General features: G+C 67.4%; 10 protein-coding genes. 5 read left to right on the top strand and 5 right to left on the bottom strand.

Annotated features, from left to right (window positions below):
• The first annotated feature begins 300 nt into the window (after window positions 1–300).
• Window positions 301–2,097, top strand: coding sequence for a DNA mismatch repair endonuclease MutL (mutL, locus tag D4Q52_RS25615; protein ID WP_119859414.1), 1,797 nt, complete (start codon window positions 301–303; stop codon window positions 2,095–2,097).
• A gap of 260 nt (window positions 2,098–2,357) precedes the next feature.
• Here mutL and D4Q52_RS25610 read toward each other — a convergent pair whose 3' ends face one another.
• Window positions 2,358–3,473, bottom strand: coding sequence for a branched-chain amino acid aminotransferase (locus tag D4Q52_RS25610; protein WP_119859413.1), 1,116 nt, complete (start codon window positions 3,471–3,473; stop codon window positions 2,358–2,360).
• Between the two features lie 278 nt (window positions 3,474–3,751).
• On the opposite strand from D4Q52_RS25610, the gene D4Q52_RS25605 reads away from it, so the two are divergent.
• The 3 genes from D4Q52_RS25605 to D4Q52_RS25595 all read left to right on the top strand — a co-directional run bounded on the left by D4Q52_RS25605 (window position 3,752) and on the right by D4Q52_RS25595 (window position 6,700).
• Window positions 3,752–4,321: a MarR family winged helix-turn-helix transcriptional regulator gene (locus D4Q52_RS25605; protein WP_119859412.1), complete on the top strand. Its 570-nt coding sequence runs from the start codon at window positions 3,752–3,754 to the stop codon at window positions 4,319–4,321.
• Complete coding sequence (locus tag D4Q52_RS25600) at window positions 4,318–5,043, top strand: response regulator (protein ID WP_119859411.1); 726 nt, start codon at window positions 4,318–4,320, stop codon at window positions 5,041–5,043. Before D4Q52_RS25605 ends, D4Q52_RS25600 begins: the two co-directional genes overlap by 4 nt.
• Before the next feature lie 268 nt (window positions 5,044–5,311).
• A complete protein-coding gene (locus D4Q52_RS25595) occupies window positions 5,312–6,700 on the top strand; it encodes an ATP-binding protein (protein ID WP_119859410.1) in 1,389 nt (462 codons plus the stop codon).
• A 181-nt stretch (window positions 6,701–6,881) separates the two neighbouring features.
• Here D4Q52_RS25595 and proC read toward each other — a convergent pair whose 3' ends face one another.
• Window positions 6,882–7,727: a pyrroline-5-carboxylate reductase gene (proC, locus tag D4Q52_RS25590; protein WP_119859409.1), complete on the bottom strand. Its 846-nt coding sequence runs from the start codon at window positions 7,725–7,727 to the stop codon at window positions 6,882–6,884.
• Window positions 7,728–7,922: 195 nt separating this feature from the next.
• Window positions 7,923–8,426: a YbjN domain-containing protein gene (locus D4Q52_RS25585; protein WP_119859408.1), complete on the bottom strand. Its 504-nt coding sequence runs from the start codon at window positions 8,424–8,426 to the stop codon at window positions 7,923–7,925.
• Window positions 8,427–8,779: 353 nt separating this feature from the next.
• On the opposite strand from D4Q52_RS25585, the gene D4Q52_RS25580 reads away from it, so the two are divergent.
• Window positions 8,780–9,298 carry a 6,7-dimethyl-8-ribityllumazine synthase gene (locus D4Q52_RS25580; RefSeq protein WP_119859407.1) on the top strand — a complete coding sequence of 173 codons (519 nt, stop codon included), beginning with the start codon at window positions 8,780–8,782 and terminating at the stop codon, window positions 9,296–9,298.
• A 248-nt stretch (window positions 9,299–9,546) separates the two neighbouring features.
• Here D4Q52_RS25580 and D4Q52_RS25575 read toward each other — a convergent pair whose 3' ends face one another.
• Window positions 9,547–10,500, bottom strand: a complete 954-nt coding sequence (locus D4Q52_RS25575; protein WP_182915448.1) for a ribose-phosphate pyrophosphokinase — start codon at window positions 10,498–10,500, stop codon at window positions 9,547–9,549.
• Between the two features lie 153 nt (window positions 10,501–10,653).
• Window positions 10,654–11,283 carry a hypothetical protein gene (locus tag D4Q52_RS25570; RefSeq protein WP_119859405.1) on the bottom strand — a complete coding sequence of 210 codons (630 nt, stop codon included), beginning with the start codon at window positions 11,281–11,283 and terminating at the stop codon, window positions 10,654–10,656.
• Window positions 11,284–11,623 lie beyond the last annotated feature (340 nt).

Here is an 11,623-nt window from a genome sequence, read left to right as displayed (position 1 = left end):
CCCCCCCCCCCCCGGGGGGGCCCCCCCCCCCCCCCCCCCCGCGGCCCCCCCCGCCCCCCCCCCCCCCCCCCCCCCCCCCCCGGGGGGGGGGGGGGGGCCCCCCCCCCCGGGGGGGGGGGGGCCCCGCGAAGAGTTCATCCGCTGTGCCCGCGGCACACCCCACCCCGGCGTGCACCGCGCTGCGCGCGCTACACGCCGACCCTCCCCCTCCAGGGGAGGGTGAAGAGATCTCAGCGTCGCAGTGGTATCGCCATCACTATCGACGTCGCCTAAACTTCACGCCCCACAGCCGAGTCGCCTATGCCCGTTCGCCAACTCCCTGAAACCATCGTCAACCGCATCGCCGCCGGCGAGGTAGTGGAGCGGCCGGCGAGTGTGGTGAAGGAGCTGGTGGAGAACGCGATCGATGCCGGCGCCAGCCGGATTGACATTTTCTCGGACGGCGGCGGGCGGCGGAAGATCGTGATTGCCGACGATGGCTCGGGCATGACGCAAGCCGATCTCGCGCTCGCCGTCGATCGCCACGCCACCTCCAAGCTCGACGACGAGGACCTGCTGGCGATCCGCACCCTCGGCTTTCGCGGCGAGGCGCTGCCGTCGATCGGCGCGGTGGCGCGGCTGTCGATCACCACGCGGCACGCGCGCGAGCCGCACGCCTGGGCGCTGCGCGTGGAGGGCGGCGACAAGACGCCGATCGCGCCGGCTGCGCTGTCACAAGGCACGCGCGTCGAGGTCGCCGATCTGTTCTTCGCGACCCCGGCACGGCTGAAATTTCTCAAGACCGACCGCACCGAGGCCGAGGCGATCCGCGAAGTGGTGCGGCGTCTCGCGATGGCGCGGCCGGATATCGCCTTCACGCTGGCGGGCGAGGAGCGTGCGCCGGTGACCTGGGCGGCGGCGCTGCCGGGCGCACCCGGGCAACTCATCCGGCTCGGCGATATTCTCGGCGCCGACTTCCGTGCCAATGCAATCGAAGTCCGGTCGGAGCGCGAAGGCGTCGTGGTCGGAGGCTTCGCCGCGGCGCCGTCGCTGACCCGCGCCAATGCGCTCGGTCAGTATCTGTTCGTCAACGGCCGGCCGGTGCGCGACAAGCTGATCCTCGGCGCGGTGCGCGGCGCCTATGCCGATTACTTGCCGCGCGATCGCCATCCGGTGCTGGCGCTGTTCGTCACGCTCGACAGCCGCGAGGTCGACGCCAACGTGCATCCGGCCAAAACCGAGGTCCGTTTCCGCAATGCCGGTCTCGTCCGCGCGCTGATCGTACACGCGCTGAAGGAGGGGCTGGCCCGTGAAGGCCGCCGCACCGCGGCTAACAGCGCCAGCAGCGTCATCTCGACGTTTCGTCCCGGCTCGGCCCCGCCGGCGAATTGGGACTGGCGTAGCTCGCCGTCGTATCCGGTCGGCGGCAATGCAAGCTTCGCAACGCCGTCCTTCGCCGAGCGCACGCAGGCCGCGTTCGATGTCGGCGCGCCGAGCGCGGATGTCCGTCACCACGAGGTCGCGCCCGATCTGCTCGACCGCCCGCTCGGCGCAGCGCGGACGCAGATCCACGAGACCTACATCGTGTCGCAGACCCGTGGCGGATTGATTGTCGTCGATCAGCACGCCGCGCACGAGCGCATCGTCTATGAGCGGCTAAAAGCCTCGCTCGATGCCAATGGCGTGCAGCGCCAGATCCTGCTGATCCCGGATATCGTCGAGATGGATGAGGCGACGGTGGAGCGTCTGCTCGCGCGCGGGGACGAACTCGCCAGGTTCGGCCTGGTGATCGAAAGCTTCGGCCCCGGCGCGGTGGCGGTGCGCGAGACGCCGTCGCTGCTCGGCAAGACCGATGCAGCGTCGCTGCTGCGCGATCTCGCCGAGCACATGGCCGAATGGGACGAAGCGCTGCCGCTGGAGCGCCGGCTGATGCACGTCGCCGCGACGATGGCCTGCCACGGCTCGGTGCGCGCCGGCCGCGTGCTCAAGCCCGAGGAAATGAACGCCCTGCTGCGCGAAATGGAATCGACGCCGAACTCCGGCCAATGCAACCACGGCCGCCCGACCTATGTGGAGCTGACGCTGACCGACATCGAGAAGCTGTTCGGGCGGAGGTAGTTAGCGCCACAGGCACAGCGCGCTCCCTCTCCCGCTTGCGGGAGAGGGTTGGGGTGAGGGCGCCCCAGGCATTGACTCTCCAACTCGCGGAGAGGAGGGCCCTCACCCGGATCGCTGCGCGATCCGACCTCCCCCGCAAGCGGGGGAGGTTACTCAGCGGTCGGATCGAGCTTCTTTGCCAAAGAGATTCCGGGTTCGCTCACTTCGTGAGCGCCCCGGAATGACTCGCGGTGAGGTGGTGCCCGAAAATCGACGACTACTCAGATCACCTTCCGGATCCAGCCATGCGTGTCGGGCGCGCGGCCGTATTGGATGTCGACGAGTTGCTTGCGCAGACCCATCGCGACGTCGCCGGCGATGCCGCCGTTGATGTCGAAATCGCCGCTCACCGAGCGCACCTTGCCGATCGGCGAGATCACCGCGGCGGTGCCGCAGGCGAAGGCTTCCTTGAGCTTGCCGCTGGCTGCGTCGGCGCGCCACTGCTCGATCGTGTACGGCTCCTCGCGGACCGTGCGGCCGGCTTCGCGGGCCAGCGTGATGATCGAGTCGCGGGTGATGCCGGGCAGAATGGTGCCGAGCGGCGGCGTCGACAGCGAACCGTCGTCGAACACGAAGAACACGTTCATGCCGCCGAGCTCTTCGACATAACGACGCTCGATCGCGTCGAGGAACACCACCTGGTCGCAGCCGTGCTGCATCGCCTCGGCCTGCGCCCGCAGCGACGCCGCGTAGTTGCCGCCGCATTTGACGCTGCCGGTGCCGCCGATCGCGGCGCGCGTGTAGGTCTCGGACACCCAGATCGACACCGGCGCCGGGCCACCCTTGAAGTAGGAGCCGACCGGGGAGGCGATCACCGAGAAGATGTATTCCGCCGACGGCTTGACGCCGAGGAACACCTCGCTGGCGATCATGAAGGGGCGCAGATACAGGCTGCCTTCGCCGCCCGGGATCCAGTCGCGGTCGATCCGCACCAGCTGCTCGATCGCCTCGATGAACACCTCATCGGGCAACTTCGCCATCGCCATGCGGTCGGCGCTGTCGCGGAAGCGCCGCGCATTGGCGTCGGGCCGGAACAGGTTCACGCCGCCGTCGGCCGTCTTGTAGGCCTTGAGGCCTTCGAAGATCTCCTGCGCGTAATGCAGCACGGCGTTGGCCGGGTCGAGCGGGAAGTGGGCGCGGGATTCGATCCGCGCGCCGTGCCAGCCATGCGCCTGGTCATAGCGAACGATCGCCATGTGATCGGTGAACAGCCGGCCGAAGCCGAGATCCTGCAGCTTAGCGTCGCGCTCTGCCGCAGGGGTCGGCTGCGTCGCCGGCTGGATGTCGAAATTCAGCCAGACCGAGCCGTCGACCGTCTTGTCGAACGAGATTCCCATGGACCTGTCTCCTGGATCGGCGCGCCTGCAGGTGGCCGTGTTGGGCGAGCCCGGCTGTCGCCGGCCGCGCGGTGGTGATGGCCCCCGGCGGTGCCGGGAGACATGCTTTGGCGGAATCCCTGAACTCCGCTATGTTTCGGCCAAGCCGTCCGACATTCGCATGCAAGCCGTTTCGCCGCATCTGGTTATCGGACTGCGGGGTGAAAGGTCGCAAGCGGAATAGTCGAATATTTCGTCTTGGTCGGCGGTTTTGTAACATAAGACCCAGATATGTCAACATGACTGACATAAATTTCAAGGACTCGGATCGGGTGGATGAACGCGCGCCCGCCGCCGCGCGTCCGGTTCTTACCGATGTGCCCGAAGGACCAGTGCGCTGGGACATCATCGAGCTGCTGTTCTTCGCCTATCGGGACTTCGTCGGAGATGCCGACCATGTGCTTGAGGCGTTCGGCTTCGGCCGTGCCCAACACCGCGTGGTGCATTTCGTCTCCCGTTATCCGGGGCTGACCGTGGCGGACCTGCTCGACGTGCTGCGCATCACCAAGCAGTCGCTCGGGCGAGTGCTGAAGCAACTGCTCGACGAGGGCTATATCGTGCAGAAGGCCGGCGACAGCGACCGCCGCCAACGCCTTCTTTTCGCCACCGCCAAGGGCGAGGCGCTGGTGGTGAAGCTCGCCGGGCTGCAGACCGACCGCATCTCCCACGCGTTGCGCGGTATGGGCCCGGGCGAAGCCGAGGCCGTGAGCAAATTCCTGCGCGCCATGATCGACCGCGATGATCCGGACAAGGTGCTCCAGACCATCCTGCAGGCCAAGGCTGGCGCCAGCGCAAAGGATGTGACGTGATTCAGCTCGCAGCATTGGCCAAGAAGCCGGTCCGCCCCGCCGACGATGCCCCGCATCTGCTGCTGGTCGACGACGACCGCCGCATCCGGGACCTGCTGTCGCGGTTTCTCGCCAGCGAAGGCTACCGTGTTACCACGGCGCAAAGCGTGCCGGATGCCCGCGCCAAGCTGGCCGGGTTGAATTTCGACCTTCTGATCCTTGACGTGATGATGCCGGGCGAAACCGGCTTCGATCTGGCGCGCTCGATCCGCACCGAGTCCGACGTGCCGATCGTGATGCTGACGGCGCGGCACGAGGCCGAAGCGCGGATCGAGGGTCTGCAGCTCGGCGCCGACGATTACGTCGCCAAGCCGTTCGAGCCGCGCGAATTGCTGCTGCGGATCTGCAATATCCTCAAGCGCACCGCGCCGGCGCCGGCCAGCAAGGCCGAGACCATCGCGTTCGGGCCTTACGTATTTCACATTGAGCGCGGCGAACTGCGCCAGGGCGACGAGATCGTACATCTCACCGACCGCGAGCGCGACATGCTGCGTGTGCTGGCCGCCGCGCCGGGCGAGACGGTGCCGCGCGGCGAACTGACCGGCGGCGGCCCGGGCGCCAATGAGCGCGCCGTCGACGTGCAGATCAACCGCCTGCGCCGCAAGATCGAACGCGACCCGGCCAATCCCCTGTTCCTGCAAGCCGTCCGTGGCATCGGCTATCGCCTGGTGGCGGCGCCGTAGGTGCTGATTAGTTCGTGATGAGCAGACCTTCGCCCCAGGCACGGCCCGACCTCTCCCCGCCCTGCGCGGGGAGAGGTCGGCGCGCTCTTGCGCGCCGGGTGAGGGGCCTGGCACGGCCTGTCGCATCAGCGCTCGCCTCTGCGGAGAGGCCGTCGCCCCTCACCCCGACCCTCTCCCCGCAAGAGCGGGACGAGGGAGCGCGCCGTGCGTGGGGCGACCGTAGCGCCTCCGATCGAAGGCTTGCTGACAACTCCGGGCAGGCGTCGTCATGAGCACGCTCGACACCGGGCTGACGTTGATCCGCTCCGCGTCGCGGCGGGTGTCGGCGGCCAATGGGTACTTGGGCCAGCGCTTCAATGACTTCATGCCGAAGGGGCTGTATGCCCGCGCGTTGCTGATCATCATCGTGCCGATGGTGCTGCTGCAATCGGTGATCGCCTTCGTGTTCATGGAGCGGCATTGGAACACGGTGACGCAGCGGCTGTCGGCGGCGGTGGTGCAGGACATCGCGGCGCTGATCGACGTCTACAAGAGCTTCCCGCAGGACAAGGACAGCGCGGCGCTGCGCCGGATCGCGCAGACGCGGCTTGGCCTCGTGGTCGACTTTCTCGGCCCCGGCGAGATGCCGCCGCCGGGGCCGAAGCCGTTCTTCTCGCTGCTCGATCAGTCGATCTCCAAGCAGATCAGCCGGCAGATCGCGCGGCCGTTCTGGATCGACACTGTCGGCCGCTCCAACCTGGTCGAAATCCGCATCCAGCTCGACGACGCGGTGATGCGGGTATTCGCACTGCGCAGCGCCGCCTATGCGTCGAACTCTGAAATCTTCCTGTTTTGGATGGTCGGCACCTCGACGGTGCTGCTGATCGTCGCGGTGCTGTTCTTGCGTAATCAGATCCGGCCGATCCTGCGGCTCGCGGACGCCGCCGAGAGTTTCGGCAAGGGCCGCGACGCGCCCAATTTCAAGCCGCGCGGTGCCCGCGAGGTGCGGCGCGCCGCTTATGCGTTCATCGAAATGAAGAGCCGCGTCGAGCGCTCGATCGAACAGCGCACCGCGATGCTGGCCGGCGTGTCGCACGATCTGCGCACCATCCTGACGCGCTTCAAGCTCGAGCTCGAACTGATCGGCGACGCGCCCGAGACCGAGGGCATGCGCAAGGATGTCGACGAGATGGCGGCGATGCTCGAGGCCTATCTGGCATTCGCGCGCGGCGACTCGGGCGAGCAGGCGCAGCCGACCGACATGGCGGCGGCGCTCGAGGAACTGCGCAGCGACGCCGAACGCCACGGCCACACCGCGACGGTGTCGTTCAGCGGCCAGCCGGTGGTCACGGTGAAGCCCGCGGCGTTCAAGCGCTGCCTCGCCAATCTGGTGTCGAATGCCGCGCGCCACGCCGACAGCATCGCGATCACCGGCCAGCGCGATCATCGCTACCTCACCGTGATGATCGACGACGACGGTCCCGGCATTCCGGCCGCGATGCGCGAGGAGGTTTTCAAGCCGTTCCTGCGGCTCGACGACGCCCGCAATCAGGACGAAGGCGGCACCGGCCTCGGCCTCGCCATCGCCCGCGACATCGCCCGCTCCCACGGCGGCGACATCACGCTGGGTGACAGCCCGATGGGCGGATTGCGGGCGACGGTGCGAGTGCCGGTGTAGGCCACGCGCACGATTACAGCGCTCGTGTAGCTCGAAGCGCTGTCACATCCCAATCGTCATCACCCGCGCATGCGGGTGATCCAGTATTGCAGAGCGCGCGTTGTAACTAACGAGCGCTCTGGGATACTGGGTCGCCCGGACGAGCCGGGCGATGACGGTGGTGCGTGGCGCGAGGCCGCGCCTACTTCGCCAATTCCCGCGATCGCTTTGCCGCCGCTGCCACCGCGCGTGTCAGCAGCGGGCGGAAGCCGTCGTCCGCCATCAGAACCTCCAGTGCCGCGGCGGTGGTGCCGCCGGGGGAGGTGACGTTCTGGCGCAGCGTGGCGGCGTCGAGATCGGAGCGGTGCAGCAGTTCGCCGGAGCCGGCGACGGTGGCGCGGGCCAGCGTGGTCGCGAGCGCCTCAGGCAGGCCGGCGGCGACGCCGGCGCGGGCGAGTTCTTCGGCGAGCAGGAACACGTAGGCCGGGCCCGACCCCGACACGGCGGTGACCGCGTCGATCAGCGCTTCGTCGTCGACCCATTCGACGCCGCCGGTGGCGCGCAGCAGCGCGTCCGCAGTGGCGCGCTGCTCGGGTGTGACGTCGGCCGCCGGCACGGCCACGGTGATGCCGCGGCCGATCGCTGCCGGCGTGTTCGGCATTGCGCGGACGATGTGGCCGCCGACGCTCGTCGCCAGCGTTCTGATCGGAATGCCGGCCATCACCGACACCACCAGCGTCGACGGGCCGACATAGGCGCGCAGCGCTTCGGCCGCGCCCGAAAACGTCTGCGGCTTCACGGCGACCAGCATCGTCGACACCGCGCCGACATTGCCGGCGGCAGCGTTGATGCGGACGCCGCGTGCGGTCAGCGCCTTGATGTCCTCTGATGGTTGCGGATCGACCACCACGACATTGCCCGCATCCAGCCCCTGCGCCAGCCACCCGGTCAGCATCGCGCCGCCCATCTTGCCGGCGCCGGCGAGGACGAGAGAGCCGCTGAGGTCTTGCAGGGCGTTGAATTTCGAAGTGTTGGCCATGACACGCATCCATCCGACGCCGCGACGGCGGCTTCATCACGCGGGCTGTTCTAGGAGAAGGCAGTGGTGCTCACAAGAGTGGGAAGGCGGCGAGGCCTTTCAACGCGTCATTGCGAGCGAAGCGAAACAATCCAAGCCGCGCATGGGGCTTCTGGATTGCTTCGCTTCGCTCGCAATGACGAGGATTCGATGCGGAACGAATCCTTACGCCTCGCCTTCGGTGTCGAACATCGCGGCGCTCATCGCTTCGGACGCGGTCTTGCCGGCCCAGACGGTGAACTGGATCGCCGGGTAGTATCGCTCGCAGGCGCTGATCGCGCTGATCAGCATGGTCTCGCACTGCGCATTGGTGGCCGCCAACCCGCCGGGCAGGATCAGCGCCTGGCGGTACATGATCGTGCCGGTGTGCGTCCAGATATCGAAGTGCCCGACCCAGAGCTGCTCGTTGATCGCCGCGATCAGCCGCTGCGTTTCGCCGCGCCGTGCCGACGGCACTTTCATGTCGAACGCGCAGGCCAGATGCAGCGCTTCGATCTCGCCCATCCAGGTGAAGGACAGCGTGTAGTCCGTCCACTGACCCTTGGCGGCGATGGTGATTTCGTCTTCACCGGAACGCTCGAACACCAGATCGTTCGAGGCGGCGATATCCTCGACCACCGCGAGCGGGTTCGGATTGGTGGAATCGAAGATGCCTTCGAGCATGGCCATGCCGTCTCGACCTTGAGTTTGAATGTGCCTGATACGCATGTGGCAGGCCGGTACGCGCCTGTGCCCGGTGGATCGCTGCATCCTGCGCGACCCGGTGAACCGAGGTTGCGAGAACGAAATGATGTGATTTGCCGAATCCGTGCAATCCCGAGGGGACTCCATCCACAGCCAAACGGCAACCCGTCCACAGCTCCATCGTCCCGCCAGAAGAACAAAACGGAATCGGATTCGCGTGGAGCCGAGTCCGGCGGTTCGATTTCACCTGCCGCGAGTTTCGTTTGTGCCGTTAACCTTTGATTCGATCGCGCGCGCTGGTAGCCTGAGCTTCGTTTCCATTCCGAGGTAAGTGCCTGATGACCGAAACCGACTCCCCCGCAGCGCCGCCGACCGCCACCTATCCGCGGTTCGCGCGACCGCAGCGCGTCGCCTTCGTGCAGTCGTCGTGGCATCACGATGTGGTCGCTGAGTGCTGGCAGGCGTTCGCGCGCGAGATCGTGGTGCGCGGCGTCGCGGAGTCGCAGGTCGATCTGTTCGAGGTGCCGGGTTCGTTCGAAATTCCGCTGCACGTGCAGACGCTCGCCAAGACCCGGCGCTACACCGCGATCGTCGCGGCCGGGCTGGTGGTCGACGGCGGCCTGACCGGCTTCGTCGCCGAGACGGTGATCCGCTCGCTGATGGAGGTGCAGTTGCGCACCGAGGTGCCGGTGTTCTCGGCGATCGCGACGCCGCAGTCGCTCGACAGCGGCGACGAGCAGACCGCGTTCTTCAAGCACCACTTCGCCGCCAAGGGCGCCGAAGTCGCCCACGCCTGCGCCGACACGCTACTGAGCCTGGAGCGGCTGAGGGGGCAAGTGGCGGCAGGGATCGTGTAGTTAGCGGCGCCGATCGGGCGAAGCTTCTGTCACCGACCTAACGTTCGTCATTCCGGGGCGCGCGTTGCGCGAACCCGGAATCCATACGCCCAGCGCTTGCTACTTGCGCATGGCCATGCCCCGCCGTGCTCTGCCGCGCCGGCGGTAATTATGGATTCCGGGTTCGCGCGAAAACGCGCGCCCCGGAATGACAAAAGAGAGGTGACGCTGTCGCGCGCCCCGGAATGACGAGAGGTTGGTGAATTAGTCTAGTCGAACAGACTCGACACCGACTCTTCGGATGCAGTGCGGCCGATGGCTTCGCCGATCAGCGAGGCGATCGACAAGGTGCGGATGTTGTGAGCGCCGCGGACCGCTTCGGTCGGCTGGATCGAGTCGGTGATCACCAGCTCCTTCAACTTGGAGCCGGTGATGCGGGCGCAGGCGCCGCCCGACAGCACGCCGTGGGTGATGTAGGCGTAGACTGCGGTGGCGCCGTTGGCGAGCAGTGCCTCGGCGGCGTTGACCAGCGTGCCGCCGGAGTCGACGATGTCGTCGAGCAGGATGCAGGTGTAGCCTTCGACTTCACCGATGACGTTCATCACTTCGGACTCGCCGGCGCGTTCGCGGCGCTTGTCGATGATCGCGAGCGGCGTGTTGAGGCGCTTGGCAAGGCCGCGGGCGCGGACCACGCCGCCGACGTCGGGCGACACCACCATCGCCTTCGACAGATCGATGCGTTCCTTGATGTCGCGCACCATCACGGGCGAGGCGTAGAGATTGTCGGTCGGGATGTCGAAGAAACCCTGGATCTGGCCGGCGTGCAGATCGAGCGTCATGACGCGGTCGACGCCGGCGTGCGTGATCAGATTGGCGACCAGCTTGGCCGAGATCGGCGAGCGCGAGCCGACCTTGCGGTCCTGCCGGGCGTAACCGAAATACGGGATCACCGCGGTGATGCGGCGCGCGGAAGCGCGGCGCAGCGCGTCGGTGATGATCAGCAGTTCCATCAGATGGTCGTTCGCCGGGAACGAGGTCGACTGAATGATGAAAACGTCCGAGCCGCGGACGTTTTCCTGAATCTCGACGAAGATCTCGTTGTCGGCAAAGCGGCGGACGCTCGCTTTGGTGAGCGGCATCTTCAGCCAGTCGGCGATGCCTTGCGCCAGCGCCGGGTTCGAATTGCCGGCCACCAGTTTGACCGATCCGTTCTTGCCCGACATCGACGCGTCTCCCCGCGTGGTGGATACTACGTTCAGCATATCGGTGGACTCACCAAACGGACGTCTTTGCGAGCGCAGGTGATATCAGCCGCTGGCGTGCGATGGCAACCCGTCGCAGGCGGTTTTCCGATGCGGATTCGACATAGGTAGCGTTCAGCGTGCGGCGAAGCTGAGTGAGCTCGCGGGCACTTCGTCATTTGCGGCGGGGGCAGGTTCGGCGCTGGCGATCGCGGGCCCGGAGGCGGCCGGCTCCGTCGGCGCTGCAGGAGCAGAAGGTGCGGGCTCGGTTGGTAAGCTGCCGTTGACAAAGCCGCCGATGCCGGTGAGCCCGGCTTGAGCGATCCGGCGCAGCACGGTGTCGTCGGCCTGACCCCAGGCGTCGCGACCGCCCGAGCGGCCGGTCGGCTCCTCGCCGGACAGCCGCAGCGTCCGCCGTTGGTCGCGATCATAGATGTCCCAGACCCAGGCGATGTTGGTGCGATTGCCGCGCACCTGAGCGGAGAGATAGCTGCGGACCCGGTAGGCGGCTGTGCCTTCGCGCGACACCACGGCGACGCGGCGAAGCTTGGCTTCGCTGTCGAGCACCGACACCATCCTGTCGAACACTTGCGGCGGCGGGCCGTCGATGGAGTCGAACGCGATGGTCGAACCGGCGGCGGACGCCATCGGCCCGGCCCCCGGGCCGCCTTCGGTGACGCAGCCGGCCAATCCGCCCATCATTCCCATCAGCATGACAGCGCGCACGAGGCGCAGTGCGGGCTGGGCGAGAGGGCGATTGGTCATGCGCGGTCCCGTCGAAAGGCGCGGCAAAGCAGCCGCCGGACGGATCAAGCGATATCGTTAAAATCCGTTAAGGTCTAGGGCAGCGGGGATGCGGGGCTGTGTAGGGTCACCGCCGCCTGACCGGGTCGGCGCGGAATTGACGAAAGATTTCAGCGAAGTGCTCGCGATCGTCGCGATGACCTTTCCCCAGTCATTCCGGGGCGCCCGCCCTTGCGGGCGAACCCGGAATCCAGAGGTTGTGGAAACGCCGGAGTCGCAGAACCCATCGGGATTCCGGGTTGGGGGGGGGGGGGGGGGGCCCGGGATTGGGGGGGGGGGGGGGGGGGGCAGGGGAAGGGGG

The sequence above is a fragment of the Rhodopseudomonas palustris genome (genome assembly GCF_003591005.1).
GTDB classification, from domain to species: Bacteria; Pseudomonadota; Alphaproteobacteria; order Rhizobiales; family Xanthobacteraceae; genus Rhodopseudomonas; species Rhodopseudomonas palustris_K.
This window is presented reverse-complemented; position numbering and strand designations above follow the sequence as displayed.

Excerpts from the sequence above, each read along its gene's own strand:
- D4Q52_RS25605 (WP_119859412.1), top strand. The coding sequence starts at position 3,752 with ATGACTGACATAAATTTCAAGGACTCGGATCGGGTGGATGAACGCGCG.
- D4Q52_RS25610 (WP_119859413.1), bottom strand. The coding sequence starts at position 3,473 with ATGGGAATCTCGTTCGACAAGACGGTCGACGGCTCGGTCTGGCTGAAT.
- D4Q52_RS25585 (WP_119859408.1), bottom strand. The coding sequence starts at position 8,426 with ATGGCCATGCTCGAAGGCATCTTCGATTCCACCAATCCGAACCCGCTC.
- mutL (WP_119859414.1), top strand. The coding sequence starts at position 301 with ATGCCCGTTCGCCAACTCCCTGAAACCATCGTCAACCGCATCGCCGCC.
- D4Q52_RS25575 (WP_182915448.1), bottom strand. The coding sequence starts at position 10,500 with ATGTCGGGCAAGAACGGATCGGTCAAACTGGTGGCCGGCAATTCGAAC.
- proC (WP_119859409.1), bottom strand. The coding sequence starts at position 7,727 with ATGCGTGTCATGGCCAACACTTCGAAATTCAACGCCCTGCAAGACCTC.
- D4Q52_RS25580 (WP_119859407.1), top strand. The coding sequence starts at position 8,780 with ATGACCGAAACCGACTCCCCCGCAGCGCCGCCGACCGCCACCTATCCG.
- D4Q52_RS25570 (WP_119859405.1), bottom strand. The coding sequence starts at position 11,283 with ATGACCAATCGCCCTCTCGCCCAGCCCGCACTGCGCCTCGTGCGCGCT.
- D4Q52_RS25595 (WP_119859410.1), top strand. The coding sequence starts at position 5,312 with ATGAGCACGCTCGACACCGGGCTGACGTTGATCCGCTCCGCGTCGCGG.